Source organism: Streptomyces sp. NPDC002785 (assembly GCF_040295565.1).
Classification (GTDB): domain Bacteria; phylum Actinomycetota; class Actinomycetes; order Streptomycetales; family Streptomycetaceae; genus Streptomyces.
Genome location: NZ_JBEOVN010000061.1, coordinates 1 through 26,544 on the forward strand (window position 1 = coordinate 1; position 26,544 = coordinate 26,544).

At 69.0% G+C, this 26,544-nt stretch carries 22 protein-coding genes and 1 pseudogene; 7 read left to right on the forward strand and 16 right to left on the reverse strand.

The features are described 5' to 3' along the window. Positions 1–92: 92 nt before the first annotated feature. The 8 genes from ABTZ94_RS16865 to ABTZ94_RS16900 form a co-directional block, all read right to left on the reverse strand. Entirely contained in the window at positions 93–704 is a 612-nt protein-coding gene (locus ABTZ94_RS16865) for a response regulator (protein ID WP_351201796.1), read from the reverse strand. Beyond that, positions 701–1,879, reverse strand: coding sequence for a sensor histidine kinase (locus ABTZ94_RS16870; protein ID WP_351201798.1), 1,179 nt, complete (start codon positions 1,877–1,879; stop codon positions 701–703). Before ABTZ94_RS16870 ends, ABTZ94_RS16865 begins: the two co-directional genes overlap by 4 nt. Continuing rightward, entirely contained in the window at positions 1,876–2,631 is a 756-nt protein-coding gene (locus ABTZ94_RS16875) for an ABC transporter permease (protein WP_351201800.1), read from the reverse strand. The genes ABTZ94_RS16870 and ABTZ94_RS16875 overlap by 4 nt, the downstream gene beginning before the upstream one ends. After that, on the reverse strand, positions 2,625–3,563 hold the full coding sequence (locus tag ABTZ94_RS16880) for an ABC transporter ATP-binding protein (RefSeq protein ID WP_351201802.1): 939 nt from the start codon (positions 3,561–3,563) through the stop codon (positions 2,625–2,627). Before ABTZ94_RS16880 ends, ABTZ94_RS16875 begins: the two co-directional genes overlap by 7 nt. A 208-nt stretch (positions 3,564–3,771) precedes the next feature. Further along, complete coding sequence (locus ABTZ94_RS16885; protein ID WP_351201804.1) at positions 3,772–5,859, reverse strand: hypothetical protein; 2,088 nt, start codon at positions 5,857–5,859, stop codon at positions 3,772–3,774. Between the two features lie 175 nt (positions 5,860–6,034). Then, a complete protein-coding gene (locus ABTZ94_RS16890; protein ID WP_351201806.1) occupies positions 6,035–6,478 on the reverse strand; it encodes a DUF6113 family protein in 444 nt (147 codons plus the stop codon). After that, complete coding sequence (gene mshB / locus ABTZ94_RS16895) at positions 6,475–7,374, reverse strand: N-acetyl-1-D-myo-inositol-2-amino-2-deoxy-alpha-D-glucopyranoside deacetylase (protein ID WP_351201808.1); 900 nt, start codon at positions 7,372–7,374, stop codon at positions 6,475–6,477. Before mshB ends, ABTZ94_RS16890 begins: the two co-directional genes overlap by 4 nt. A 71-nt stretch (positions 7,375–7,445) precedes the next feature. Beyond that, positions 7,446–7,640: a hypothetical protein gene (locus ABTZ94_RS16900; RefSeq protein ID WP_093896879.1), complete on the reverse strand. Its 195-nt coding sequence runs from the start codon at positions 7,638–7,640 to the stop codon at positions 7,446–7,448. Positions 7,641–7,806: 166 nt separating this feature from the next. On the opposite strand from ABTZ94_RS16900, the gene ABTZ94_RS16905 reads away from it, so the two are divergent. After that, a complete protein-coding gene (locus tag ABTZ94_RS16905) occupies positions 7,807–9,939 on the forward strand; it encodes an alpha/beta fold hydrolase (RefSeq protein ID WP_351201810.1) in 2,133 nt (710 codons plus the stop codon). Positions 9,940–10,153: 214 nt separating this feature from the next. On the opposite strand, the gene ABTZ94_RS16910 is transcribed toward ABTZ94_RS16905, so the two are convergent. The 5 genes from ABTZ94_RS16910 to ABTZ94_RS16930 all read right to left on the reverse strand — a co-directional run bounded on the left by ABTZ94_RS16910 (position 10,154) and on the right by ABTZ94_RS16930 (position 15,970). Continuing rightward, a complete protein-coding gene (locus tag ABTZ94_RS16910) occupies positions 10,154–11,347 on the reverse strand; it encodes an ABC transporter ATP-binding protein (protein ID WP_351201812.1) in 1,194 nt (397 codons plus the stop codon). Beyond that, the gene (locus ABTZ94_RS16915) at positions 11,337–12,314 is read right to left on the reverse strand and encodes an ABC transporter ATP-binding protein (protein ID WP_351201814.1); all 978 of its coding nucleotides are present in this window, start codon (positions 12,312–12,314) and stop codon (positions 11,337–11,339) included. Before ABTZ94_RS16915 ends, ABTZ94_RS16910 begins: the two co-directional genes overlap by 11 nt. Positions 12,315–12,327: 13 nt before the next feature. Next, complete coding sequence (locus ABTZ94_RS16920) at positions 12,328–13,302, reverse strand: ABC transporter permease (RefSeq protein WP_351201816.1); 975 nt, start codon at positions 13,300–13,302, stop codon at positions 12,328–12,330. Beyond that, positions 13,295–14,218, reverse strand: a complete 924-nt coding sequence (locus tag ABTZ94_RS16925; RefSeq protein ID WP_351201818.1) for an ABC transporter permease — start codon at positions 14,216–14,218, stop codon at positions 13,295–13,297. Before ABTZ94_RS16925 ends, ABTZ94_RS16920 begins: the two co-directional genes overlap by 8 nt. Positions 14,219–14,335: 117 nt before the next feature. After that, positions 14,336–15,970: a peptide ABC transporter substrate-binding protein gene (locus tag ABTZ94_RS16930; RefSeq protein WP_351201820.1), complete on the reverse strand. Its 1,635-nt coding sequence runs from the start codon at positions 15,968–15,970 to the stop codon at positions 14,336–14,338. Between the two features lie 520 nt (positions 15,971–16,490). On the opposite strand from ABTZ94_RS16930, the gene ABTZ94_RS16935 reads away from it, so the two are divergent. From ABTZ94_RS16935 to ABTZ94_RS16955, 5 genes are all read left to right on the forward strand, one after another. Next, entirely contained in the window at positions 16,491–17,519 is a 1,029-nt protein-coding gene (locus ABTZ94_RS16935) for an ABC transporter permease (protein ID WP_351201822.1), read from the forward strand. Between the two features lie 74 nt (positions 17,520–17,593). Further along, on the forward strand, positions 17,594–19,378 hold the full coding sequence (locus tag ABTZ94_RS16940; RefSeq protein ID WP_351201824.1) for an ABC transporter substrate-binding protein: 1,785 nt from the start codon (positions 17,594–17,596) through the stop codon (positions 19,376–19,378). An 87-nt stretch (positions 19,379–19,465) separates the two neighbouring features. Further along, positions 19,466–20,446, forward strand: a complete 981-nt coding sequence (locus ABTZ94_RS16945) for an ABC transporter permease (protein ID WP_351201826.1) — start codon at positions 19,466–19,468, stop codon at positions 20,444–20,446. A gap of 71 nt (positions 20,447–20,517) precedes the next feature. After that, complete coding sequence (locus tag ABTZ94_RS16950; protein ID WP_351201846.1) at positions 20,518–21,483, forward strand: ABC transporter ATP-binding protein; 966 nt, start codon at positions 20,518–20,520, stop codon at positions 21,481–21,483. A 26-nt stretch (positions 21,484–21,509) separates the two neighbouring features. Next, positions 21,510–22,595 carry an ABC transporter ATP-binding protein gene (locus tag ABTZ94_RS16955; protein WP_351201828.1) on the forward strand — a complete coding sequence of 362 codons (1,086 nt, stop codon included), beginning with the start codon at positions 21,510–21,512 and terminating at the stop codon, positions 22,593–22,595. A gap of 396 nt (positions 22,596–22,991) precedes the next feature. Here the strand turns inward: ABTZ94_RS16955 and ABTZ94_RS16960 are convergent, their stop codons facing one another. Next, a complete protein-coding gene (locus tag ABTZ94_RS16960) occupies positions 22,992–23,687 on the reverse strand; it encodes a sterol carrier protein domain-containing protein (protein ID WP_351201847.1) in 696 nt (231 codons plus the stop codon). Between the two features lie 117 nt (positions 23,688–23,804). Then, positions 23,805–24,038: pseudogene (locus tag ABTZ94_RS16965) on the reverse strand (GNAT family N-acetyltransferase); the annotation flags it as partial. 339 nt (positions 24,039–24,377) lie between these two features. On the opposite strand from ABTZ94_RS16965, the gene ABTZ94_RS16970 reads away from it, so the two are divergent. Further along, complete coding sequence (locus tag ABTZ94_RS16970) at positions 24,378–25,769, forward strand: NsdA family TPR-like regulatory protein (RefSeq protein ID WP_351201830.1); 1,392 nt, start codon at positions 24,378–24,380, stop codon at positions 25,767–25,769. Position 25,770: 1 nt separating this feature from the next. Here ABTZ94_RS16970 and ABTZ94_RS16975 read toward each other — a convergent pair whose 3' ends face one another. Continuing rightward, entirely contained in the window at positions 25,771–26,526 is a 756-nt protein-coding gene (locus ABTZ94_RS16975) for an NUDIX hydrolase (protein ID WP_351201832.1), read from the reverse strand. Between the last annotated feature and the right edge of the window lie 18 nt (positions 26,527–26,544).

Genomic DNA, 26,544 nt, shown 5'->3' on the forward strand with positions numbered 1-26,544 from the left:
GACCCTCCTGGCCACCTGGACCGGCGCCTGCTCGATATGCGGCCAACCCGCACCCAAACCAGAACCACACCACAGGACCTAACAAAGCCCTACTAGAGCCAGCCCTTCTCGCGGGCGATACGGACCGCCTCGGCCCGGTTGCGGGCCGCCATCTTCTGGATCGCCATGGAGAGGTAGTTGCGAACCGTCCCCTGCGAGAGGTGGAGCGTGGCCGCGATCTCCGCGTTGGTGGAGCCGTCCGCCGCCGTGCGCAGCACATCGCGTTCGCGATCGGTGAGCGGGCTCGCCCCGTCGGCGAGCGCCGCCGCCGCGAGCGTGGGATCGATGACCCGCTCCCCGGCGAGCACCCTCCGTACCGCCGAGGCCAGTTGGGAGGCGGGGGCGTCCTTCACCAGGAAGGCGTCGGCGCCGGACTCCATGGCCCGGCGCAGATAGCCGGGGCGTCCGAAGGTGGTGACGACGACGACCTTCACGGCCGGGAGCTCGCGCCGCAGGGCCGCCGCCGCGTCGATACCGGTCATGCCCGGCATCTCGATGTCCAGGAGCGCCACATCGATGCGGTGCTCGTGGGCCGCGGCCAGCACCTCGTCGCCGCGCGCGACCTGGGCCACCACCTCGATGTCGGGTTCCAGGCCGAGGAGTGCCGCGAGAGCCTCGCGCACCATGGACTGGTCCTCGGCGAGGAGGAGTCTGATCATGCTCATTCCGTGGATCCTAGGCCGGATCCGAGCGGAACACTCAGGGTCAGGGCGAAGCCTTTACCGGAACCGGAGTTACCGGCCCGGGTGGTCAGCGTGCCGTCGACCGTGGCGAGGCGTTCGGTGATGCCGGTGAGGCCGTTGCCCGGTTTCGTACCTGCGGTTCCGACGCCGTCGTCCGCGACGGTGAGTTCGAGGACCCTGCCGTCGAGGGTCTGACGCGGAGTGAGGGTGACGGTGCAGTGCCGGGCGCTGCTGTGGCGTACGACATTGGTGACGGCTTCACGCAGCGCCCAGGCGAGCACCTCCTCCGGCTTCTCGGGCAGGTCGTCGGGGGCCTCGGCCGGAACGTCGGCGGCGACGCCCGCGGCGGCGAGTGCGGTACGGGCTCCGGCCAGTTCGCCGGGGAGGGTCGGCCGGCGGTAGCCGGTGACGGCGCTGCGTACGTCGACCAGGGCCTGACGGCTGACCTGTTCGATGTCCGCGACCTGGGCGGCCGCCTGCTCCGGGTGGTCGGGGAGCATCCGCCCGGCCAGTTCGCTCTTGAGCGTGATGAGCGAGAGCGAGTGGCCGAGCAGGTCGTGCAGATCGCGGGCGAGCCTGAGCCGCTCCTCGTTGGCGGCGAGCTGGGCGACGGTCGCACGGGCCTCGCGCAGCTGGATCGTCGTACGGATCAGCTGCCGTACGCCGGTCATCGCGAACCCGCCGAGCAGCGCGGGGAAGACCAGTGCGGTGATGATCTCGCGGGGGTGGTCGCTGGTCAGTCCGACGCCGACCAGTGCGGCGACGACCACGGGTATCAGCCAACGGGCGGTCCTCAGCGGCATGGTGGCACCGACGGAGACCGCCACGTACACGAAGAGGACCAGCCACGCAGCGCCGAGCGTCAGGGAGAGGACGCCGGCGAGTGCGCCGAGGAAGGCGATCGTCGTGAGGACGGCGCGACGGTCCATGGCCTTCGCCGTGTGGCGGAAGACCAGGACCAGGTAGACCCCGACGAAGACCACAAGGCCGAGTGCGCCCAGCGCCGTCGCCCACGGGGCGTGGTCGCCGTCGGCCAGATCCCTGACCGGGGCGCTCATAAAGGCGAGCCAGACGCCGATCCACAACAGCTTGATCCAGACCTGTCGACGGCCCGCCGCCGCGAACCCGATGCCTACGGACGTCTCCTCGTCGTTCACGCCTTCAGGGTGTCCTTCCGGTAGAGCCAGGCGGCACCGCCCGCGAAGATCAGGAAGTAGGCGCAGAGGATGGTGACGTCCTTGGCATGCGGCGAGCCGCCCATCTCGATCGCCTGACCGAGAGCAGCGTACGCGTGGGTGGGGAGCCACTCGGAAATGTTCTGCAGCCACTGCGGGAAGGTCGCGCTGGGCATCCACAGACCGCCGAGGACGGAGAGCCCGAAGTAGATGATCATCGTGATCGGGCGGACCGCGTCACCGCTGGCGATGTAGCCGATGGCGACTCCGAGCGCGGCGAAGACCAGTGAACCGGCCCAGATGACCCCGACCAGCGCGAACCACTGCCAGGTGTCCAGCCGTACGTGCTTGACGGCGGCGGCGACCAGGAACACGACCACGATGCAGGGCAGGGTGACGATCGCCGCGCCGGCGATCTTCGCCAGGACGTAGCCGCGGCTGGGCAGCGCGGTGAGCCGGAGCTGGCGGACCCAGCCCTTCTCGCGCTCCTTGGCGATGCGCTCGCTGTTGCCCATGAGGACTGCGGTCAGCGCGCCGAAGGAGGCCATCGAGACCATGAAGAAGGCCTGGAGGGTGAGATCGCTGTGCGGGACCTTGTCGGTGGTGTTCCGGGTGCCGGAGATCAGCAGATAGATCACCGACGGGTAGATGACCGAGAAGAACATGAACTTCTTGTTCCGCAGGGTGCGGGTCACCTCGAGCCTGATCAATGCCCACGAGAAGAAATTCAGCATGCGGTCCTGGCCTCCTCGGCCTCGGTGATGGCGACGAAGGCCTGCTCCAGGCCGAGTCCGGCGACTTCGAGCTCGCGCGGGTAGAGGCCGAGTGCGTAGACAGCGTGGACGGTCGCGTCGGCGTTGTGCGACTGGATACGGACTCGGTGGCCGCTGATGTCGAGCGTGGCGAGGAACGGCAGCCCGCGCAGGGCCGCTTCGTCGGCCGGGCCCTCCAGCTCGAAGGAGATCCGGCGGGCTCCGGCCTTCGCCTTGATCTCGGCTGCGGTGCCGTCGGCGAGCAGCCGGCCCTTGTGGAGGACGAGGACGCGATCGGCGATCGCGTCGGCCTCTTCGAGGTAGTGAGTGGCGAACAGGACGGTGCGCCCCTGCTCGGCCTGCTCCCGCATGGTGGCCCAGAAGGCCTGGCGGGCGGTGACGTCCATGCCGGTGGTCGGCTCGTCGAGCACGATGAGGTCGTTGGCCCCGGCGGTGGCGAGCGCGAACCGTACGCGCTGCTCCCGGCCGCCGGAGAGCTTGTTGACCATGCGGTCGGCGATCTGCGCGATGCCGGCCCGGGACAGCACCTCGCCCACCGGCCAGGGCCTGGGGTGCAGATCGCAGGCGAGGCGGACCAGTTCCTCGACCGTGACGTCCTCCATCAGACCGCCGGTCTGCAGCATCGCGCCGACGCGGCCCGCGGCGATGGCGCCCTGCGGGGTCGTGCCGAAGACCCGGACCGAACCGGAGTCGGCGGTGCGCAGGCCGAGCAGCAGGTCCAGGGCGGAGGACTTTCCGGCGCCGTTGGGGCCGAGGAGCGCCACGGTCTCGCCGGGGTGCAGGTCGAGGGTGAGTCCGTCGACGGCTCGCACCGCTCCGTACGCCTTGCTGACGTGGTCGAAGCGGACCACGGCGGTCTTCGCCCCGGTGGCCTCGGTGGCTGTCGTTGTCATGCGTCCAGCGTGGCGAAGAGGGGGGTACGTCCGGCAGGGTCGCGGGTCGTGGAAACGGGATGACGGATGTCATGTCGTTTGCATGACGCCGCTGTCGTGCCGGACGTCCGCGCGGCGCCCATGCTGCCGTCGTGCCGTACGACGCCGCCCCCGGCCGGGGGTCCGGACGGGGGCGGGGGCACGGTGCGGCTCGCCGCGGTGGGGCGGGTTATCCGTTGCCGCTCAGGCCGATCGTGACGGTCCGCTCGACGGGGGTCTTGCCGAGCAGCGCGGTCTGCATGGCGTGTGCCACGTCGTCCGCACTGAGCTGGTGCTCCTTGCCGTCGCCCTTGGTGATCATGATGCCGTCGAAGACGCCGTCGCAGAGGGTGTCGATGGCCTTCTTGTCGTAGTGCTCGACCAGTCGGCCCTTGACCGGCACCATCGTGAGGATCTGCGGCAGCGACTTCGCCGGGCCGAACTGGATCTGCTTGGGTCCGGCCTTGATGGTGATCAGGCCGGACATCGCAGGCTTCGCGAACTCCTTCATCGCCCGGTCCAGTTCGGCCTGGGGGATGGTGGGCTCGCGGGTGGTGACGGGCAGTTGGACGTTGCTCGCCCGGCCGGTCTGCACCTGGGTCCGGTACGCGTCGCGCACCGAGGTCATCGACTGGTTGACGTCCAGCGCCTTGCCCGACTTGCCGGGTACGGCGACGGCCTTGCCCGGCTCGAACTTGATCGCGCCGTCGTTGGCCGTGCCGGAGACGCCCGCCAGGTCCGTCAGCGCGACACCGAGCTTCTCCTCGTCGACCGGGATCACCGGGTCGACGGTGCGCTTGCCGCCGAAGAGGGAGCCGATGACGGAGACCGGGTTGTAGTCGCTGCCCGCGGCGGAGCGCACGGTCTCCTGACTGTCCAGGCTCAGCCCGGCCTTGTCCGGTGCGAGTTCGGCCTTCTTGCCGTCCACGGACAGCTGGAGGGGTGCCTCGGCGCGCTTGCCGAGTGCGGCGTCCAGCTTCGCGACGCCCTCCTCCTTCGTGCCGCCGCCGATGTCGACGCCCAGGACGGTGGTGCCCTTGGGAACGTCGGAGTGGTTCACCAGCAGTCCGGCGCCGTACGCGACAGCGAGCAGACCGACGACACCGGCGCAGAGGAGGACCAGCTTGGAGCGGCCCTTCTTCTTCGCGGGCGCGGGCGTCGGCGTGGGGCGGGCGGGGGCGGGCGACAGGTCGACGGGACCGCCGGGTCCTGCCGGTCCGGTGCCCATCGCGTCGTCCGGGATACGGGGCGTCAGATCGGGACGCCCGCCACCGGGGCCGCCGGGGCTCGGGAACGGCGAGCGACGCTCCGGCGGAACGACGGGGATGCCGCTGGTGAGCGTGTCACCGGAGACATTGCCGCCGGGTCCGGCGGAGGCCGGGGCCGCGAACTGGGGCGTCAGCACCGCCGTGTCGTCGGACATCCGCGGGGGGACGCCACCGGGGGCGCCGGGACCCTTCGAACCCGCGGGGCCACCGGAGCCTCGCGGACCGCCGGGGCCCGGGCCGCCCGCTCCGTCGAGGTTCGGGGTGAGGGGCGAGGTGCCGGTGACCGGGCCCGTGGTGGGTCCGGAGGGGCCCGGCGTACGCACCCCGAGGTTCGGCGTGGGGCGCCGGCCGGCTGCGGGGCCCGCGGGGCCGCCGTGGCCGGACTCGTCGACGGCGTTGCCGCCGGGGCGGGGTGCGTCCTGGTCGCCCGTGCGCTGCGGGCCGTCCGAGAAGTACGGCAGGTCGGGGCGGGGCGGGGCGGGCGCCTCGCCCGTGGGGCCGCCGGCGCCACCGGTCGCGCTGCCGCTGCCGCCGACGACCGAGGTGTTCGTGGGGGCCTTGCGCGGGGCGAACCAGTCGCTGCCGCTCTTCTCCCTGGCCGGCTTGTCGGCAGCCGGTTCCGCGGGCGCGGAACCGGCCCTCGCCTCGGCGCCCGGCGCGGCGTCGGACTCACCCGACGCACCGCCCTGCGCGGGCGAGCCGGGGCGCGGGATGCTGCCCGTGCGCTCGGCGTCGGCGCTGTCGGCGTCGCTCACGGGCGTACGCATGACAACCGGCGGGATGGGACGCGATCCCGGAATGTTGATCCGGATGCGTGTTGTCAGCGTCGTCTCGGTCCTCGGCTCCTCGGACTGAGGCGGGTCCGCAGGCTCCGGGGCCCCCTCCGGGGCGTCCTGCGAAGGGTGCGGCGACGGATACTGGCGGGATCCGTACGGCGGCGTCCCCGAGGGGTACGCGGCTCCTCCGCGCCCCTGGGGCCCGGAGGACGAACTGTCAGTTTCACGACTCAAAGCAGGTTCTCCCGATTGGCTCCGCCGCCCGTACTTCCCCCATGCCGCAGGCCAGGGGACGGCTCGGCGCGCAAACAACCATACTGGCCGCCGCCGGCAGACACCCCGCGACCGGGGGAGACGACTGCGTGACCACCGGACGGACAAGGGGCATTACGGGATCGGACCTGGCACATTACTTGCCAGGTCGGCCGCTGTCGGCGCCCGGTTGGGGCGACCGCGACATGGTGGCACAGATCACAGCGATCGCCATCCCGCCCAGCAGGAAGAGGGTGAGGCCCAGTTCATCGCCGAAGACATAATCGCCCTCCGGTCGTCCGCCGAGCAGAAGAACGACCGAAATCAGCCAGCCCGCCGCGGGTGCCAGGGCGCCGAGCTGGGTGCCGAAGACACCGCGCCCGCCGTAGAACAGTCCGGCACAGGCTGCCAGCGCGAGCAGCAACCCGGCGGGGAACCAGGCGGCTTGGACGAACGCCCCGGCGATCCCGACGAGCGCGCCGAGAACGGCGAGGCCCACATAGGCGGCGATCCGCCCGGGGTTGAGGGGCGCGGCGAGACCGGTGCCCCGAATGTCCTTGGAGGGTGGGCCGGTGCGCGGTGTGCGCTGCTTGCCGCTCATTGCTCCGCCCCCGGTACACCGGCGAACAGATCGTCTTCGCGCGCCCCTTGAGGGGCTCCGGAGGCGCCGTGCACCAACTCGTAGTACTCGGTGGTGAAGACGGGCTGGCCGAGGTCGTTGGAGAGGGCGAAGAAGGGGCCGTCCACGGCGATCTGCGTGGCATGGGCCCGCATCGCCGCACCCTTGGCCACCGCATGGGCGGAGCCGTCGATCTGCGCGGTGATCCTCGCGTCGTCGACCACACCCGGCACGTCGTCGATGGCGGCGATCCCCGGGAAGGCGTCCGGCGCCGTGTCCCGCAGGCGCGCGAAGCCCTCTTCGGCGACCGAACGCGGCACCCGGTTCCAGTAGATCTTGGCGACGGTGTGCGCCGCGCCCGATCCGGTGCGGTACGCGGGATCGGCGGCGAGCTCCGCCGCGCGCATCGCGACGCGGTGCGCCTGGATGTGGTCGGGGTGCCCGTAGCCGCCGTCGGGGTCGTAGGTGACGAGGACCTGCGGGCGCACCGAGCGGATCACCTCCACGAGGTACCCGGCTGCGTCGTCCACGTCCGCGTCCCAGAAAGCTCCGGGGCGGCGGTTCTGCTCGGCGCCCATCATTCCGGAGTCGCGGAAGCATCCTGGGCCGCCGAGGAGCCGGTGGTCGGTGACCCCGAGCTCTTTCATCGCCGCGGCAAGTTCGCCTTGGCGGTAGGGGCCCAGGGTGTCGTCCCGGTCTGCTGCGAGATGCGCGAGCGCGGGCGGGATGATCTCGCCCTCCTCGCCGAGCGTGCAGGTCACCAGGGTGACCTGGGCACCCTCGGCCGCGTACCTGGCCATGGTGGCCCCGTTGTTGATCGACTCGTCGTCGGGGTGCGCGTGCACCAGGAGCAGACGCCGGGCGGGATGGTCCTTCATGGGGACCAGCCTACGAGCCGAGAGCGCCAGGCCCGACCGCACCCGCGCACGGACCGCCGACGAGCCGGGTCTCAGAACTTGAGGCTTCCGATCATGCCGGCCACATTCGTGGTCAGGTTCGAGATGCTGGGCGCAATGGACGAGCTGGCGAGATAGAAACCGAGCAGCGCGCAGACCACCGCATGTCCGCCCTTCAGTCCGGATTTCCGGATCAGCAGGAAGACGACGATCGCCAGCAGCACCACCGCCGAAATCGAGAGTGCCACGGCGGTTCACCTCCATCAGTACGGTCGGGACGGGCAGCACACATGGAGCCAGCAGGTTCATACCCACCAAGCGCTACGGATCATAACTATCCGTGGCACCGCATTGATCGGGGCACAGCAGCACGAGGGGCGCACGACGGGGCGGTCGGGGACTAGGTTCGGGCTCATGACTTCGCAGAAGATCTCATTTCCCCGTCAGCACGCCAGGACGATGCGATTCACCCTCGGCGCTCCCCGCGCGTTCACCGTTTCACCCGACGGAGAGCGGGTGGTCTTCCTGCGGTCGGGCTCCGGCACGGACCGGTCGAGCCGGCTGTGGGTGCTGGATCTGCCGGAGGGCGGCACGCCGAAGGAGCGCGTCGTCGCCGACCCCGAGACGCTGCTCGGCGGTTCGGCGGAGCGATTGTCGGCCCAGGAGCGGGCCCGGCGCGAGCGCAGCCGCGAGGGTTCATCGGGGATCGTCGGCTACGCGGTCGACGCGGCAGCCGAGTTGGCCGCTTTCGCGCTCTCCGGGAAGGTGTACGTCGCAAAGTTGCGGGCGGGTACGGCGCGTGCGCTGCCGGTGCCGGGCCCGGTGATCGACCCGAGGCCGTCGCCGGACGGGCGCCACATCGCGTATGTGTCCAAGGGCGCTCTGCGCGTCGTGGGCGCCGAGGGCGACGGGGACCGGGCGCTCGCGGAACCGGAGGACGGACATGTCTCCTACGGCCTCGCGGAGTTCATCGCGGCCGAGGAGATGCAGCGCTCCCGGGGCTTTTGGTGGTCGCCGGAGTCGGACCGGCTGCTGGTCGCCCGGGTCGACGACAGCCCCGTGCAGCGGTGGTGGATCGCGGATCCCGCGCACCCGGACCGCAGGCCCGCCGAGGTCGCCTACCCGGCGGCGGGGACGCCCAACGCCGAGGTGCGGCTCTTCGTGGTGGGCCTGGACGGCACCCGTACCGAAGTGGTCTGGGACCGGACGCGCCTCCCGTATCTGGCGCAGGTGCACTGGTCGTCGGCCGGGGCTCCGCTGCTGCTCGTACAGACCCGTGACCAGCAGAGCCAGCTCTTCCTCGCGGTGGACACGGAGACGGGTACGACGCGGACGGTGCATGTCGACGAGGACCCGGTGTGGCTGGAAATCTTCCCCGGTGTGCCCGCCTGGGCGCCGGACGGGCGGCTCGTGCGGATCGCGGACGAGGGCGGGGCGCGGGTGCTCGCGGTCGGCGACCGGCTGCTGACCGGGGCGCAGTTGCAGCTCCAGGCGGTCCTGGACATCGGTGAGTCGGATGTCCTGGTCTCGGCGTCGGCGGGCGAGGAGGCCGCGGAGCCGGAGATCGGCGAGAGCCATGTGTACCGGGTCAATGAGCTGGGCGTCGAGCGGGTCTCCGAAGGGGCGGGGGTGCATTCGGCCGTCCGCGCGGGCGGCGTGACGGTGCTGGTCTCCCACTCGCCGGCGCGGCCCGGGGCCCGTGCCGTTGTGCTCCGGGACGGCAAGCGGATCGCCACCGTCGCAAGTCATGCGGAAGAGCCGGTTCTGTCGGCGCGGGTGCACCTCACCGAGGGGGGCGCACGGCGAATTCCGTGCGCCGTGCTGCTCCCCGAGGGGTACAAAGAGTCGGACGGTCCGCTTCCGGTACTCATGGATCCGTACGGCGGCCCGCACGGCCGACGGGTGCTCGCCGCCCACAATCCGCATCTGACGTCGCAGTGGTTCGCCGATCAGGGCTTCGCGGTGGTCGTCGCGGACGGCCGGGGCACACCGGGGCGTTCACCGGGCTGGGAGAAGGCCGTCAAGAACAACACCGCCCTCACCGTGGACGACCAGATCGAGGCGCTGCACGCGCTCGCCGGACAATTCCCGCTGGATCTCGGCAAGGTGGCGATCCGGGGCTGGTCGTTCGGCGGCTACCTGGCGGCCCTGGCCGTGCTGCGGCGGCCGGATGTCTTCCACGCGGCGGTGGTGGGCGCGCCGGTGACCGACCAGCGGCTGTACGACACCCACTACACCGAGCGCTATCTCGGCGACCCGGCGAAGCAGCCGGAGGTGTACGCGCACAACTCGGTGCTGACGGACGAGGGGCTCTCCGAGGCCGCGGACCAGGTCCGGCCGATGATGATCGTCCATGGTCTGGCGGACGACAATGTGGTGGCCGCGCACTCGCTCAGGCTGTCGTCGGCGCTGCTCTCGGCGGGGCGCCCGCACGAGGTGCTGCCGCTCAGCGGGGTGACGCACATGACGCCGCAGGAGCAGGTGGCGGAGAATCTGCTGCTGCTCCAGGTGGAATTCCTGAAGCGGTCGTTGGGGCTGCGGGGGTGACCTGACCAGGGGCGCCCGGCGGTCGATTCCAGCCATGCCGTCACCAGCCCGGCGGGGGCCGGTGACGGGGGCGCCGGGCAACGGAACAGGCAACCGGCCGGGGGGACTTGACGGCCCCGGCCGGTTCACGGCACCCGGACGGCCGTACGCCGACCATGTTGGCGCGTTCGTATTTCGGGCGCGAGACGGCCAAGTTGCCGGCACGTCAACGTGTTCAGACCGCCCGACTGCTCCCGGAAGGCGGCGGCCCGCCCCCCTCCCCCGCGGCGTCCTTCCGGCCCGGCTCGTCCGACTTCTCCTCGGCCCCGGCTTCCCTCGCCACCGTCGTCTCCCCCGGCGTCTCCACCAGCCACTCCGGCGGAACCACCTGCTTCTCCTCCGCGAAGTGGCAGGCCGAATCATGACCGGCCGGTGTGTCCGTCTGCCGGAAGGCCGCAGGGACCGCCAGCAGCGGCACCTCCCGTTCGCACCGCTCCTGCGCCTTCCAGCAGCGGGTGCGGAAGCGGCAGCCGGAGGGCGGGTTGGCGGGCGAGGGGACGTCGCCGTGCAGGATGATCCGCTCCCGGCGCTCGCGGGCCTTCGGATCCGGCACCGGGACGGCGGAGAGCAGTGCCTGGGTGTACGGATGCGTGGGGTGGTCGTAGATCTGTTCGTCGGTGCCGATCTCGACGATCCGGCCCAGATACATCACGCCCACCCGGTCGGAGATGTGCCGGACGATCGACAGGTCGTGCGCGATGAAGACATAACTCAGCCCGAACTCCGCCTGGAGCCGGTCCAGCAGATTGACGACCTGCGCCTGTACGGAGACGTCGAGGGCGGAGACGGGCTCGTCGGCGACGATGATCTCGGGGTTCAGGGCAAGTCCGCGGGCGATGCCGATGCGCTGGCGCTGGCCGCCGGAGAACTGGTGCGGATAGCGGTTGATGTACTCCGGGTTGAGCCCGACGACATTCAGCAGGTCCTGGACCTTGCGGCGCCGTTCGCCCTTGGGGGCCACCTCGGGGTGGATCTCGTACGGCTCCCCGATGATGTCGCCGACGGTCATCCGGGGGTTGAGGGAGGTGTACGGGTCCTGGAACACCATCTGGATGTTGCGGCGCACGGCCTTCAGGGCGCGCCCCGACATCTTGGTGATGTCCTCGCCCCTGTATCTGATCGCGCCGGCGGTCGGCTGTTCCAGATGCACCAGCATCTTGGCCACGGTCGACTTGCCGCAGCCCGACTCCCCCACGATGCCGAGCGTCTCGCCGGCCGCCAGGTCGAAGGACACCCCGTCGACCGCCTTGACGGAGCCGATCTGCTTCTTGATCAGGATGCCCTGGGTCAGCGGGTAGTACTTGACCAGATCGCGGACCTCCAGAATGGGTTCGCCGCCCGCGCGGGTGCTCCCCGGTTCAGTGTGCATCGAGCGTCTCCTTCCAGAAGTAGCAGGCGCTCTCACGGTGCTCGGCCACCTCGAAGAGAGGCGGTACCTCGCCCCGGCAGATCTCCTGGGCCATCGGGCAGCGCGGGTTGAAGGCACAGCCGGGCGGGATGCGCAGCAGGTTGGGCGGCAGACCCTTGATCGCGTACAGCGCCTGTCCCTTCTGGTCCAGGCGCGGGATCGACTGGAGCAGGCCCTTGGTGTACGGGTGGGCAGGTGCCCGGTAGATCTCGTGGACGGGGGCGGTCTCGACGATCCGGCCCGCGTACATCACGGCGATCTTGTCGGCGACGTCCGCGACGACACCGAGGTCGTGGGTGATCAGGATCAGGCCCATGTTCAGCTCGCGCTGGAGCTCGGCGAGCAGGTCCATCACCTGGGCCTGGACGGTCACATCGAGGGCGGTGGTGGGTTCGTCCGCGATGATCAGCGAGGGTTCCAGCGCCATCGCCATGGCGATCATGATGCGCTGGCGCATTCCGCCGGAGAACTGGTGAGGGTAGTTCCCGACACGTTCCTTCGCGGCCGGGATACGGACCCGGTCCATCAGCTCGACGGCCTTCAGCCTGGCGTCCTTGCGGGACAAACCACGGTGGACGACGAACATCTCGCCGAGCTGCTCCCCCACGCTGAGCACGGGGTTGAGGGAGGAGAGCGCGTCCTGGAAGATCATGGCCATCTCCTGGCCGCGGATCTTCCGGCGCTCGTCCTTCTTCATCTTCAGCAGATCGCTGTCCTTGAAGAGGATCTCGCCGCCGCTGATCCTTCCCGGGGGCATGTCGAGAATGCCCATGATCGCCTGTGCGGTGACCGACTTGCCGGAGCCGGACTCGCCGAGGACGGCCAGCGTCTCGCCCTCGGCCACCGAGCAGTCGACCCCGTTGACGGCCTTGGCCACCCCGTCGCGGGTGTGGAACTCCACATGCAGATCGCGCACTTCGAGCAACATGGCACCGGGCTCCTCAGCGCAGCTTGGGGTCGAGGGCGTCGCGCACCGCGTCGCCGAGCATGATGAAAGCGAGCACGGTGATCGCCAGTGCTCCGGCGGGCCAGAGCAGCATGTGCGGGGCGTTGCGGATGTACTGGGACGCGGCGGAGATGTCGATGCCCCAGGAGACGGCCGGTGGTTTCAGGCCGACGCCGAGGAAGGAGAGGGTCGCCTCCAGCGAGATGTACGTACCGAGCGCGATGGTCGCGACGACGATCACCGGGGCGACGGCATTCGGGGTGACGTGGCGCAGCAGCATCCGTGAGTTGGAGGCGCCGAGCGCCCGTGCCGCCTGCACGTAGTCGTTCTGTTTGGCGGTGATCACGGAACCTCGGGCGATACGGGCGATCTGCGGCCAGCCCAGCAGCACGATGAAGCCGATCACCGGCCAGACGGTGGAGCTGGTGATCACGGAGAGGAAGACCAGGCCGCCGAGGACCACCGGAACACCGAAGAAGACATCGGTGACGCGGGAGAGGACCGAGTCCCACCAGCCGCCGAAGAATCCGGCCAGGCCGCCGAGGAGACCGCCGAGCAGGGTGACGCCCAGGGTGGCGCAGACGCCGACGGTCACCGAGTTCCTGGCCCCGTAGACGGTACGGGTGTAGACGTCGCAGCCCTGCCCGTCGAAGCCGAAGGGGTGACCGGGCTGCGAGCCCTCCTGGGCCTTGCCCAGGTTGCAGTTGAGGGGGTCCTGATTCGCGATCAGCGACGGCCAGATCGAGATGATCACCAGGAAGAGGATGACCAGGGAGGAGATGACGAAGACGGGGTTGCGGCGCAGGTCCCGCCACGCGTCGGACCACAGACTGCGCGGCTTCTCGGCGGGGCCGGTGCCTTCGGGGCCGCCCGGTGTCCTTTCGAGGGTCGTGCCCTCCTCCAGGGCGAGGTCCATCACGCCTCCCGCTCCCGCCGACGAGATCGACTCGTACGGTGTCTGCTCAGGCATAGCGGATCCTCGGGTCGAGTACGGCGTACAGCAGGTCGACGATCAGGTTCGCCGCCAGGAAGACGAGGACCAGAATGGTGACGAACCCGACGACGGTCTGGGAGTTCTGACGCAGAATGCCCTGGTAGAGCTGGTAACCGACGCCATGGATGTTGAAGATCCGCTCCGTGACGATCGCGCCTCCCATCAGGGCGCCCACATCCGTACCGATGAAGGTGACGACCGGGATCAGCGAGTTGCGCAGCAGATGACGGATGACGACGCGGCGCCTGGGCAGCCCTTTGGCGACGGCGGTACGGACGTAGTCGGCGCGGGCGTTCTCGGCGATCGAGGTCCGGGTGAGGCGGGTGACGTACGCCAAGGAGACGGAGGCGAGGACGAGCCCGGGGATGAGGAGTTCGTTGAAGGGCGCCTCGGGCGATACGGAGGGTTTGATGACGCCCCACTGCACTCCGAGGAGGAGTTGCAGCAGCAGACCCGTGACGAAGGTCGGGATGGAGATGACGACCAGGGTCAGGATGAGCACGGTGGTGTCGACGGGGCGGCCGCGGCGCAGACCGGTGACGACACCGAGACTGATACCGATGACGATCTCGAAGACGATCGCGACGACGGTGAGCCGGACCGTGACGGGGAAGGCGGTGGCCATCAGCTCGGTGACCTTCTGCCCGTTGAACGCGGTGCCGAAGTCGCCGGTGAAGACATTGCCCATGTAGGTGAGGTATTGCTGCCAGACGGGCTTGTCGAGGCCGAATTCCGAGCGGAGTCGAGCTGCGGTCGCCGGATCGCACTGGCGTTCACCGCAGAGGCCCGCGATGGGGTCGCCCATCACGTTCACCATGAGGAAGATCAACAGCGTGGTGCCGAAGAAGACCGGGATCATCTGCAGCAGCCGCCGGATCACATAACGTCCCATGAAGGGCTCCGGGGGTCGCGAGGGTCAAAGGCGCGGGGCTGGGGAATGACGCGTCGACGGGATGCGGAAGCCGGGCGGCCGGTGCCAGGAACGCACCGGCCACCTGGCCTCAACGGGTCACTTGACCTTGATCTGCTCGTACACCGGGACGCTGAACTGACTGAGCGACACATTGGTGATCCGCTCCGAGTAGCCGGCGCTGCCGTTCTGGTACCAGAGCGGGATCACGGGCATCTGCGCGACCAGGACCCTCTCCGCGTCCTGGAACGTCGGGACGGCCTTGGCCTTGTCGGACTCGGCGTTGGCCTTGTCGACGAGGCCGTCGAACTGCTTGTTGCTCCACTTGCCGTCGTTGGACGAGGCGTCGGTGTAGTACACCGGCTGCAGGAAGTTCTGGATCAGCGGGTAGTCCATCTGCCAGCCGGCCCGCCAGGCGCCGGTCAGCTTCTGCTGGGAGACCTGGCTGCGGAAGTCGGCGAAAGTGCCGATGGGGGCGCCGACGCACGCCTTGTTGTTGCCCATCGCCTTGTTGATGCTGTTGCAGACGGCATCGACCCACTCCTTGTGCGAGCCGGTGTCCGCGTTGTACGAGATCTTGAGCTGGCCGCCGGGAATGCCGCCGCCCTCCTGGATCAGCTTCTTGGCGTTCGCCGCGTTGTACTCGCAGGGCGCGCCGCACAGCCCCTCCTTGAAGCCGCCGTTCGCTCCGAGGACCGGGGAGGTCCAGTCGGAGGCGGGGGTGCGGGTCTTCCGGAAGATCTGACTGGTGATCTGCTCACGGTTGATCGCCATCGACAGGCCCTGGCGGACCTTGATGCCGCCGGGCGTGTCCCACTTCTTCTCGTAGAAGGGGAAGGCGAGCGTCTGGATGATGCCGGCCGGGGTGTTGATGTACCGGCCGCCGAGGTCCGCCTTGACGTTCTTCAACTGCGAGGCGGGCACATCGTCGACGAGGTCGAGGTTGCCGGCCGTCAGGTCGGTGTAGGCGGTGTTGCTGTCGGTGTAGACCATGAGGTCGATGCCACCGTTCTGTGCCTTGTCCTCCCCTGGGTACATGTCCCACTTGCGCAGGTTCATCGACGCGCCCTTGGTGTACTTGGCGATGGTGTACGGGCCGTTGCCGATCGGCTTGGACAGCCAGGCGGCGTGGTCGGTGAAGAAGGCCCTGGGCAGCGGGGCGAAGGCCGGATAGCCGAGGGTGTCGGGCCAGAGGGAGAACTTCTGCGACAGCTTGACCTTGAAGGTCCTGTCGTCGACGAGCTTGAGGCCGGAGAGTGTGTTCGCCCTGGAGCTGCCGGAGTCGGGGTGGACCTTGCGGTATCCGTCGATGTAACCGAAGAAGTAGGCGTTCTTCTGATTGTTCTTCAGCAGGGCCCCGTAGTTCCAGGCGTCCACGAACGACTTCGCGGTGATCCTCTCGCCGTCACTGAAGGTCCAGCCGTCCTTCACGGTGATCGTGAAATTCTGGTTGTCCTTGGATTCGATCTTCTCGGCGAGCACATTGATGGCCGCGCCGGTCTTCGGGTCGTACCTCTTGAGTCCCCGGAAGATCATGTCGAGGACCTTGCCGCCCTGCACCTCGTTGGTGTTCGCGGGCTCCAGTGGATTCTGCGGGTCACCCCAGGAAGAGCTCACGATTCCGTTGGCCCCTCCGCCGCCACCACCGCCGCTGCCCCCTCCGCCGCACGCCGTCGCCGTCAGGGCGACGGCCACCGCACATGCGGCCCACTTGGCCTGCGTGGCTCCGGGCATGGAGTGCCTCCTCTTTGTTCTCCGTCTCACGTGGAGTCAGATATCACCTCATAGCTCCCATTACACACATTTACTCCACCCATTCGGGCCCTGCGGAACCGCCCCGAGTGGCACCCCGGGGCCGGGGGCGCACGACCGGCCGCGCCGCCGCACGGCGACGCGACGAGAGGGCCGAGGGCGGATCCAACATGAACCCGTCACACGCCGGCCCGATAACGGCCGCGCATCGAATGCGCATCGACTACGTAGTCACTCGGTCGAACGTACGGATTCCGAGACGGCCCCGCCCGAATAACGGACTCAACGCCCGAATTCTACCGATTCCCCACGAACATCCCTTCGGGGAGAGCAAACGGAGGCAAAGACACGCCCATTCAAAGGTAATGGATTGTCTAAATTTCCAAAGAGCGCCCCAAGGAGGCAGGACATTCATTGACCCTGCATGAATTGCGTTGAAAAGGTCCGGGTAGCCCGTAGGTGTGACCTGCGGAGTCCTTCGACCCTCCGGGCCAGGAGCACCATGACGATTCCAACCCCGCACGCCGCCACCGCCGTTGAGGTGGAGGATGCGAAGCCGCAGCCCACAGCGGGCCCGTCCGTGACCAAGGGCAGCGACGGCCGCTCGCCGGGCGCGATGGCCTGGCTGCGTTTCAAGCGCGACCGTACGGGCGTGATTTCGGCCTATGTGGTCATTTTCTTCTTCGTGATCGCCGTCTGCGCGCCACTGATCGCGAAGCTGTACGGCAAGGACCCGTACACGACATACGGGTCGAACGATCCCAGCCTGCTGGACGAATTCGGCTCGCCGATACTGCCCAACGGTGGTATCAGCGGCGACTTCTGGTTCGGCATCGAGCCCGGACTCGGCCGGGACGTCTTCACCTTCCTGCTCTACGGCATCCGCAACTCGCTGCTCATCGCCGCGGCAACCACCTTGCTGGTGACGGTGATCGGCATCGCCGTCGGTATCACCGCGGGCTATCTGGGCGGCAAGACCGACTACCTCGTGGGCCGGGTCATCGACATCCTGCTGGCCTTCCCCTCCACGCTCTTCTTCATCGCCTTCTGGCCGGTGATGCTCTCGATCCTGGTCGCTCCGGACGAGAACACCCCGGTCTGGCTGACCGTCGTCAGCCTCATCTCGGTCATGACGGCCTTCGGCTGGGCGTCCATCGCACGGCTGCTGCGCGGCGAGGTACTCGCCCTGCGCGAGCGCGAGTTCGTCGAGGCGGCGAAGGTGACCGGTGCCTCCCCGGCACGGATCATCTTCAAGGAACTGCTGCCCAACCTCTGGACGCCGATCCTCATCCAGGCCACGCTCGCGCTGCCCGCGTACGTCACCGCGGAGGCGGGCCTCGCCTTCCTCGGTGTCGGCCTCACCGACCCGACACCCGACTGGGGCGTGATGATCCAGCGCGGATCGGACGTCTACCAGAGCGACATCACGTTCATGCTCTTCCCCGGCGTCGCGATGGTGATCTTCGTCATCGCCTTCAACCTGCTGGGCGACTCGGTGCGTGACGCACTGGACCCGAAGACCAAGCGCTGAACGGCACTTCGTCCGGCCGGGCGACGGGGCCCACCGGATCAATCGTTTCTCTCCATCGACCAGAGCAGGAAGCCATGTCCCTTTCCCGCAGAAACTTCGTCATCGCCACGTCGGTCGCGGCTGGCGGTTCGATGGTCCTCTCCGCGTGCAGCAGCGGCAGCTCGACCAACAAGAAGGGCGGCGGCGCCGGACACGGCGGTGCCGACAAGTACACCGGCTCGGTCGTCGTCGGCACGAAGGCCGACTCCACCGGTCCCGCCGCAGAGATCCCGGGCGCGAAGAAGGGCGGCACGATCCGCGGCATCGCCCCGGACGACTTCTCCCACCTCGACCCGCAGCGCATCTACTTCTCGTGGAACTCCGCGATCGGCGACCTCTTCATCCGCAGCCTGACCGGTTACAAGATCGCGGCGGACGGCTCGATGAAGCTGGTCGGTGACCTCGCCACCGACGCGGGCACCATGGCGGACGGCGGTAAGACCTGGACCTTCACCCTGAAGGACGGTCTGAAGTGGGAGGACGGCAGCGAGCTCACCGTCGAGGACGTGCGCCACGGCATCGAGCGCGGGTTCGCCAGCTTCACCACCGAGGGCGCGGGCTACGCCCAGACCGCGCTGACCGGCACGGCCGACTTCCGCTCGAAGTACAAGGGCCCGTTCAGCGGAAAGCACCTCGACTCGGTCGTGACCGACGCCAAGGCGAAGACGATCACCTTCAAGCTGGCCGAGGCCCGTCCGGACCTCAACTTCACCCTGGCGATGACCTCCTACGGCGCCGTCCCGGTCAAGGGCGACACCAAGGACAAGTACGACAAGGACCCGGTCTCGGCGGGTCCGTACCGAATCAAGGCGCACGCCGTCGACAAGTCGATGACGCTGGTGCGCAACCCGCACTGGGACCCCAACACGGACTCGATCCGTAACGCGTACCCGGACAGCTTCGTCTACGAGTTCGGGCCCGAGTCCCTGCAGGCCGCCGACCGCCTGATCGCCAACGACGGCGACGACAAGTACGCGGTCATGGCGTACAGCGGCGTCCCGGCCGAGCGCATCCAGAAGGTCCTCACCGACCCCGAGCTGAAGAAGCGGACCTTCAACGGTCTGCTGACCGGCATCTACTACTACGCGATCAACACCAAGCGGATCACGGACCTGAAGGTGCGTCAGGCCATCATTCACGCCTGGCCGCTGGAGCAGATCCGCAAGATCTACGGTGGTCCCTCGGCCGGTGACTACGCGACTTCCATCCTCAGCCCCGACATCGTCGGCTACGCCAAGGACGACGTCTACGGCAAGCTGAAGAAGCCGCAGGGCGACCCGGAGGCGGCGAAGAAGCTGCTGAAGGAGGCCGGCAAGGAAGGCCAGAAGGTCGTCTACGCCTTCCCCCAGGGCAACAACTACAACAAGACCAAGGTCGTCATCGAAAACGCCCTCAAGGCGGCCGGCTTCAACCCGGTCATCAAGCCGCTGGACTCCACCAGCTACTACGACCAGATCCAGCAGATCGACAACCAGTTCGACGTGATGTGGTTCGGCTGGTCCCCGGACTGGCCGACCGGCTACACGCTGATGCAGCCGCTGTTCGACGGTGGCACGATCGCCAACGGCGCCAACAACATCTCGCAGCTGAACGTCGACTGGGTCAACGAGGCGATCAAGAAGAACGTCGTCATCGCCGACCCGACGGAGGCCGGCAAGGCCTGGGCCGCGCTGGACAAGCGAATCATGACGGAGGAGGCGCCGATCATCCCCGAGACGTTCCAGCGCCGCTTCTACCTCTACGGCGAGAAGGTCGGCGGCGCCATGTTCCATCCGCTGTGGTCCTCGGCCGTCTTCTACAAGCTGTTCGTGAAGGCCTGACGCCGACACTCCTGAGGCGGGGCGCCCGTGCGGCGCCCCGCCCGCTCCCCTCCCCCTCGTCGGCGTCTGCCAGGGAAATCCATCGCCATGTTCCGCTTCCTCATCCGCCGGGCAATCGGCGCACTGGTCATCCTGCTGATCATCAGTGCCATCACTTTCGTCCTCTTCTACGTCGCGCCCCGCGACCCAGCTCGTGTGGCCTGCGGCAAGGTGTGCACACCCGAGACGCTGGCGCTGGTCAAACGCAACCTCGGCATATCCGACCCGCTGCCGGTGCAGTACTGGCACTGGTTGCAGGCGGTGTTCGTCGGGAGGGACTACTCGTCGTTCGGGCACTGCCCCGCGCCGTGCCTCGGCTACTCCTTCCACAACCGCGAGCCGGTCCTGGGCACCATCCTGGACCGCTTCCCGACCACGCTCTCCCTCTCCCTCGGCAGCGCGGTCGTCTTCGTGATCTTCGGTGTGGGCACCGGCATGCTCGCCGCGGTCAAGCAGGGCAAGGCGCTGGACAAGGTGGCGTCCTCGGCGTCGCTGATCGGCTCCTCGATGCAGATCTACATCGTCGGCGTGGTCGCCATGTACTACCTCGCGGACCAGTGGCACATCCTGAGCCGGCCCAAGGACGTCCCCTTCACCGAGAGCCCGTCCGCCTGGTTCTCCGGGCTGCTGCTGCCCTGGCTGGTGCTGGCGCTGATCTTCACCGCCAACTACACCCGTATGGCACGCTCCCAGCTCGTCGAAACGCTGAGCGAGGACTACGTGCGCACCGCACGCGCCAAGGGCCTCTCCCGGCGGACGGTGTTCTTCAGATTCGCCTGGCGCGGGGCCATGGGCCCGATCGTCACCATCTTCGGTCTCGACCTCGGTGTGCTGTTCGGCGGCGCGATCATCACCGAGAAGACCTTCGGCCTGCACGGCATCGGTGCGCTCTCCGTCAAGGCGGTCGGCGACAACGACCTGCCCCTGCTGCTCGGAGTCGTGCTGGTCGCGGCAGGAGCGATCGTCGTGTTCAACATCATCGTCGACGCCGTGTACGCCCTCATCGACCCGCGCGTCCGCCTCGCCTAGGGAGAGATCCAGTGAGCACCCCCTTCCTCTCCGTACGCGATCTGCGCGTGCACTTCTCCACCGAAGACGGCATGGTCAAGGCCGTCGACGGGCTGTCCTTCGACATCGAGAAGGGCAAGACGCTCGGCATCGTCGGCGAGTCCGGTTCCGGCAAGTCCGTCACCAACCTGACCATCCTCGGCCTGCACCACCCCGACCACACCGAGATCGAGGGCGAGATCCTGCTCGACGGGCAGGATCTGCTGGCCGCCTCGGAGCGGGAGCTGGAGCGGCTGCGCGGCAACAAGATGGCCATGATCTTCCAGGACTCGCTGGCCTCGCTGTCGCCGTACCACACCATCGGCCGGCAGATCGGCGAGACGTACCGCAAGCACACCGGCGCCTCCAAGCGGGAGGCCCAGGCGCGGGCCGTCGAGATGCTCACCAAGGTGGGCATCCCGCAGCCCGATCTGCGGGTGGACGACTATCCGCACCAGTTCTCCGGCGGTATGCGCCAGCGCGCGATGATCGCCATGGCGCTGGTCTGCGACCCCGAGCTGCTGATCGCGGACGAGCCGACCACCGCGCTGGACGTCACCGTGCAGGCCCAGATCATGGACCTGCTCAAGGACCTCCAGCAGGAGACCGGCACCTCGATCATCTTCATCACCCACGACCTCGGCGTCATCGCCGACATCGCGGACGACGTGCTGGTGATGTACGGCGGGCGGTGCGTGGAGCGCGGCACCAAGAAGGAGGTGCTGCGGGCGCCGCAGCACCCGTACACCTGGGGTCTGCTGGGATCCATGCCGAGCCTCGAAGGCCCGGTCGACGTACCGCTGTCGCCGATCCCCGGCACCCCTCCGAGCCTGCTCAACCCGCCGACCGGCTGCCGCTTCCACCCCCGGTGCACGTTCACCGAGCAGGTCGGCGGCAAGCGCTGCGCGACGGACCAGCCGCCGCTGGAGCTCACCGCCGGGCGCGGCGCCGCCTGCCACCTCACCGCGGAGCAGCGCGCCGAGTTCTTCGCAGACTTCGCCGGCACCCGGCCCAACTGACGTACAAGAGACGGGACTTCCCCACCATGAGCAGCAAAGATCCCCTCCTGGACGTCTCCGGACTCACCAAGCACTTCCCGATCAAGGGCGGCTTCCCGATCCGGCGGACGGTCGGCGCGGTCCAGGCCGTCGACGGGCTGGACTTCACCGTGGGCGCGGGCGAGAGCCTGGGCCTGGTCGGCGAATCCGGCTGCGGCAAGTCGACCACGGGCCGGCTGATCACCCGCCTCCTGGAGCCCACGGCCGGCACGATCTCCTACCGCGGGCAGGACATCGCCCACGCCTCGCGCAAGCAGCTGGCGCCGGTCCGCTCCGAGATCCAGATGATCTTCCAGGACCCGTACGCCTCGCTGAATCCGCGGCAGACCGTCGGCAAGATCATCACCGCGCCGATGGAGATCAACGGCATCGACCCGGCGGGCGGCCGCGAGGCGCGCGTGCGAGAGCTGCTGGAGACCGTCGGGCTCAACCCGGAGCACTACAACCGCTTCCCGCACGAGTTCTCCGGCGGTCAGCGCCAGCGCATCGGGGTGGCCCGCGCGCTCGCCCTGGAGCCGAAGCTGATCGTGGCCGACGAGCCGGTCTCGGCGCTGGACGTGTCGATCCAGGCCCAAGTGGTGAACCTGCTGCAGAAGCTGCAGAAGGAACTCGGCATCGCGTTCCTGTTCATCGCCCACGACCTGGCCATCGTGCGCCACTTCTCGCAGCGCGTGGCGGTCATGTACCTCGGCAAGATCGTGGAGATCGCCGACCGCGAGGACCTGTACGGCAACCCGCGTCACCCCTACACCAAGGCACTGCTCTCCGCCGTGCCCGAGGTCACCGCCGACGACGTGCCGGCCCGTGAACGCATCCGCCTCGCCGGTGACGTTCCCTCTCCGGTCAACCCGCCGTCGGGCTGCCGCTTCCGTACCCGCTGCTGGAAGGCGACGGAGAAGTGCGCGAGCGAGGCTCCGCCGCTGATACGGGTGGAGGGCAACCGGGACGGCCATCTGACGGCCTGCCACTACCCCGAGGATCCCCAGACCGCTTCGTCCGTCCCACAGGCCCGTAGCGCCTCTCAGGGGCCGAAGCTCAAGAAGACCACCGAAGAGCCCAAGACCGAGGCCTGACGCCCCCGGCCCCGGTCCCGGGGCACCCCCTCGCCGACGCGGACCCGATCGGTCCGCGAACCGCGAGGCTTCCCCGGCCCAAGGAACCGAGCACGTCGGCCCATTGACCCGAGCCACCTGCGAGCCCGGTTCCCGGATATACGGGAAAGGCGCCCGGAACCGATCGGTTCCGGGCGCTTCCGTATGCCCGAGTGTCTGGAGGCGGCCCTCGATCCGGCACGGGGGTTTCGAAGGCATCGCGTACCACCAGACATCGGATCAGCGCATCGCGCTCTTCCCTGGATTTCGTGCGCTGCTGGCGCTGGCGTTCTGCAACGGTGGGTGATCGCTGAGAACGACCCGAGGGCAGCCCCCACCCCCGGGTGTCGCGTGACGCACCGCGAACAGTCATAGCTGCTAGAAGTGGTCGGGCAGCCAGGGTTCGAGGTCTGCCGTACTGCGGACCAGGGACGCGAGCGCCTTCTGCGACGTGGCATGGACCCCGGCCATGCGGGCCGAAGTGGCGGACCGGTATCCACCGGCGTACCAGACCGCGAGCTGGCGCCGGGTGAACGTCACCTGTCCTTCGATGTGGGTGGGGGCGATCTCGGCTGCTCCGGCCTTCACCTGCAGCATCCAGCGGTCCCAGGAGTCGCCGGTCTCGTTCTCGATCTCGATCGGGATGGCGGTGGTGAGGTCGGCGGGCCAGCCGCGGAGCCGGACGGCTTCGGGGATGTCGAGGATGCGCAGCATCCAGGGGTGCCAGGACTCGGCGATGGGCCGGAAGTGGTGGAGGTTGTGCAGCAGAGTGGGGTAGGGCGGCAGGGCCCCGCGTCGGAACTCGACGGTCTCGGCGCGGGTGTTGTGGCGGCCGAGGAAGGCGAGCATGGCGGCGGCGGTGGGCTGGCTGACCGCCCAGAAGTCGTGGACGACAAGTCGCGTGCCGTGACGCTCGCGTCGTTTGGTGGCCAGCGACAGCACTCCGGCTGTGGGGTGGCCGGGCCTGTTGAAGCGGTAGGTGGTCAGGGCGCTCTTGTTCTCCTTCCAGGCGGACCACCAGGCGGGCCGGAGCACGGGTCCGTTCCACTGACGGGCGAGGTCACGCTGGAGCATCTGGGCGTCTTCGGTGAGGCCGTGCTCGATCTCGAAGTCCTCGCCGGTGAAGGACCTCTTGAGGTCGTCAGTGGCGACGGTCCAGGCGAATACCTGTACTGGGGCCTCCCACCCGAGCCGGCGGGCGTAGCCGTTGGAGGATGTGGAGTTCGCGGAGATCACCGCGCCTTGCTCCCGCAGAGGGCGCAGCCGCTCAGCTGTCATGCGGGCGCCCAACTGCTGGCCGCGTTCCTCCGGGGCGACGCAACCGGCACCGAGGCAGGCGCTGGGCACCGGGGAGCCCCCGAAGAACTGGTCAACGACGAAGCCGAGGCCCCCGGCGACCACCCGGCCGTCGCGGATCGCGACCTGGAGGTCGGCGTGCCGCCAGTCCGGGCCGGCGCTCGGTCAGTGAAGCCACCGGAACCCGGTCGCGCTCCGCGGCCAGCAGGGCCCTCGCCTCGTCGTTGATCCACCGAACTCGCCGCTCATCCAAGGAGATCCCTCCCAAGGGGTATCCGTACGCCTGCCGGAGAAAGGGCGCAGGAGCAGATCCAAAGTGGCCCCCGCCCGCAGGCCACCGGGTCCAGGCCTCGGCTCTGCCGAGCGCCCAGAGTGTCCTGGCCTGATGAAGAGTCAACCCGCAGTGGGCTTGCGGCGGTACGGTGACGGACAGGCCGAGCGGTATATCGCGTATACGGGCAGGTGCTCATGACCACGCGCACGACGAACCAGCTACTCCGTGACCTCGTCTCCGAGTCCGGCTTCACCTACGAAGCCTTGGCCAGGGCCGTGCGGGCGGTCGCCGCCGAATGCGGCGCCGTCTTGCGGACCAACAAGAGCGCTGTGGAGCACTGGATCACCGGAGCGACGCCCAGGGGCGACACCGGCGGCTACCTTGCCGTCGCCCTGTCCCGGCGCCTGGGCCGTCTCCTGACTCCCGCCGATCTCGGCTTCCCCGCCGCCGCAGGCGAAGCAGGCAGTGACACCATCGGGCTGTCCCTCGGGGACGACCCGATGGACGTGCTGCTGCCGATGTGGAGGTACGAATTGGACCGCCGCCGCTTCCTGACGGCCTCCGCCTACTCCGTGGCCGCCGCCGCCCTGCCTCTCTCCCACGTCCACGAGATCGCCGCCCGAACCGCCGCCGCCCGAACCGCCGCCGCCCGAACCGGCTGCACCGTCGGCATGGCCGAGGTCGCCGCCGTCCGCGACATGATCCGCGCCTTCTCCGAGATGGACGAGCGTCATGGTGGGCAGCACGGCCGCAGCGCTCTGGTCAGCTACCTCCGGGACGACGTCGCCCCGCTGTGCCGGGCCCGCTTCCGCACTGACGAGGTCCGCCAGCAGATGCTTTCGGCTGCCAGCCGTGGCGTGCACCTCCTCGGCTGGAAGAGCTACGACGTCGGCCAGCAAGGACTCGCCCAGCGCTACTACCTCCAGTCCTACGCGCTGGCCGCCGAGTCCGGTATCCCAGGGCAGGACGGGTTCGTCATGCGCACCATGGCCATGCAGGGCCTCAAGCTCCACCGCCCCGAGCACTGCCAGGGACTCGCCGAAACGGGCCTGACCCGGGCCAAGGGGCGGGTCGACGCCGAGACCGAAGCGCTGTTCCGCGTGGTCCACGCGCACACCCTGGCCAAGACCGGCAAGCACCGCGGCGCCATTGCCGAGGCCGAAAAGGCCCGCGTCCTGCTGACCGCCGCACCTGGCGATGAGGTCGAGTTCTGGGCCCTGACCTGGGGTCCGCCTGCGGCCTCCGTGTACTCCCGCACCGCCAAGGTCCATGAGACCTTGGGCGATCACCGGGCCGCAGCCGAGCAGTACGCCCTCGCCGCCACCGCCCGCCCAGCCGGAACATACGCCCGGATCGTCGCTCTCGACCTGGTCGCGGGCGCCGAGATGCACCTCAAGCGCGGCGGCATCGAGCAGGCGTGCGCCACCTGGCACCGGGCGATCGACCACATGGACGGCATCCGCTCCGTCCGCACCCGCAAGGCCGTCAGCCGCATGAGGGGCAACCTGGCCCGCTTCCGGGCCCGCGGCCTGCGGTGCGCGGCCGAACTCGACGAACGCGCCCGCGACTTCCTCGCCGGCGGCTGAGTCAGGCGTCGTGTCGAAGCGGCGCCTGTGTGTAGCGGCGGACGACCGGCTCCAAGTAGTCCGCGTGCGGACCGATCAGGCCGGCCAGCTCGTCCGGGGAGCGCACAAGCGCGATTGCGTCGAGTTCGGGTTCACGGCCCTGGGCGCGCTCCGCCCTCGCCGCAGCGGCGAAGCCCTCGCGCAGCACCGACTCCGGCAGGACCGGGGCGAGGTAGGTCAGGCCGATGCTGCTGTTCTCCCCGCGGGTAACGACCCACAGTCGCAACGTGGCGGGAGACGTGTCGATACCCATCTCCTCGACCAGTTCCCGCGCTGCCTGGCCGCCCAGTGCGGCCTCATCCAGAGCTTCGCCGTCTTGGGGCGGCTCCACGGAACCTCCCGGCAGCTGCCAGCGGCCCGGGGCAGCCGTGGACGGCGACATCCTCGCCGCCAGTACACGACCGTCATCTGTCGGTTGGACGACGTTGACGAACAACGATGGCAGCGCGGTGGCGCCCGGGACCCGGCGCAGGGCGTAGTGCCGGTAGGTCACCCGTACCCAGGCAAGGCTCAGAGCGCGCGCCCCGGCCCACCCCAGTCCCGCACACGCCATCACCGGCCCGTCGAAGAGGGTCGGGTTGGCCTGGACCGCCCTGGCCCACACACGGTCTCTGGCCGATTCATCCTCGGGTGACAGCGGTGGCGCTTCAGCCTCTGCCAGGTGAATCCGTTCAACGTCGAAGAGGTCAATACCCACAGGGGGCAGCGTCTCGGGCACCGGCTCATCGTAGAGCCG

Bases quoted from the DNA above. Each gene is read 5' to 3' on its own strand.
- ABTZ94_RS16955 (WP_351201828.1), top strand. From the start codon at position 21,510: ATGAGCAGCAAAGATCCCCTCCTGGACGTCTCCGGACTCACCAAGCAC.
- ABTZ94_RS16880 (WP_351201802.1), bottom strand. From the start codon at position 3,563: ATGACAACGACAGCCACCGAGGCCACCGGGGCGAAGACCGCCGTGGTC.
- mshB (WP_351201808.1), bottom strand. From the start codon at position 7,374: ATGAAGGACCATCCCGCCCGGCGTCTGCTCCTGGTGCACGCGCACCCC.
- ABTZ94_RS16970 (WP_351201830.1), top strand. From the start codon at position 24,378: ATGACCACGCGCACGACGAACCAGCTACTCCGTGACCTCGTCTCCGAG.
- ABTZ94_RS16865 (WP_351201796.1), bottom strand. From the start codon at position 704: ATGAGCATGATCAGACTCCTCCTCGCCGAGGACCAGTCCATGGTGCGC.
- ABTZ94_RS16945 (WP_351201826.1), top strand. From the start codon at position 19,466: ATGTTCCGCTTCCTCATCCGCCGGGCAATCGGCGCACTGGTCATCCTG.
- ABTZ94_RS16925 (WP_351201818.1), bottom strand. From the start codon at position 14,218: ATGGGACGTTATGTGATCCGGCGGCTGCTGCAGATGATCCCGGTCTTC.
- ABTZ94_RS16905 (WP_351201810.1), top strand. From the start codon at position 7,807: ATGACTTCGCAGAAGATCTCATTTCCCCGTCAGCACGCCAGGACGATG.
- ABTZ94_RS16935 (WP_351201822.1), top strand. From the start codon at position 16,491: ATGACGATTCCAACCCCGCACGCCGCCACCGCCGTTGAGGTGGAGGAT.
- ABTZ94_RS16915 (WP_351201814.1), bottom strand. From the start codon at position 12,314: ATGTTGCTCGAAGTGCGCGATCTGCATGTGGAGTTCCACACCCGCGAC.
- ABTZ94_RS16875 (WP_351201800.1), bottom strand. From the start codon at position 2,631: ATGCTGAATTTCTTCTCGTGGGCATTGATCAGGCTCGAGGTGACCCGC.
- ABTZ94_RS16910 (WP_351201812.1), bottom strand. From the start codon at position 11,347: ATGCACACTGAACCGGGGAGCACCCGCGCGGGCGGCGAACCCATTCTG.
- ABTZ94_RS16940 (WP_351201824.1), top strand. From the start codon at position 17,594: ATGTCCCTTTCCCGCAGAAACTTCGTCATCGCCACGTCGGTCGCGGCT.
- ABTZ94_RS16920 (WP_351201816.1), bottom strand. From the start codon at position 13,302: ATGCCTGAGCAGACACCGTACGAGTCGATCTCGTCGGCGGGAGCGGGA.
- ABTZ94_RS16960 (WP_351201847.1), bottom strand. From the start codon at position 23,687: ATGCTCCAGCGTGACCTCGCCCGTCAGTGGAACGGACCCGTGCTCCGG.
- ABTZ94_RS16890 (WP_351201806.1), bottom strand. From the start codon at position 6,478: ATGAGCGGCAAGCAGCGCACACCGCGCACCGGCCCACCCTCCAAGGAC.
- ABTZ94_RS16950 (WP_351201846.1), top strand. From the start codon at position 20,518: ATGGTCAAGGCCGTCGACGGGCTGTCCTTCGACATCGAGAAGGGCAAG.
- ABTZ94_RS16930 (WP_351201820.1), bottom strand. From the start codon at position 15,970: ATGCCCGGAGCCACGCAGGCCAAGTGGGCCGCATGTGCGGTGGCCGTC.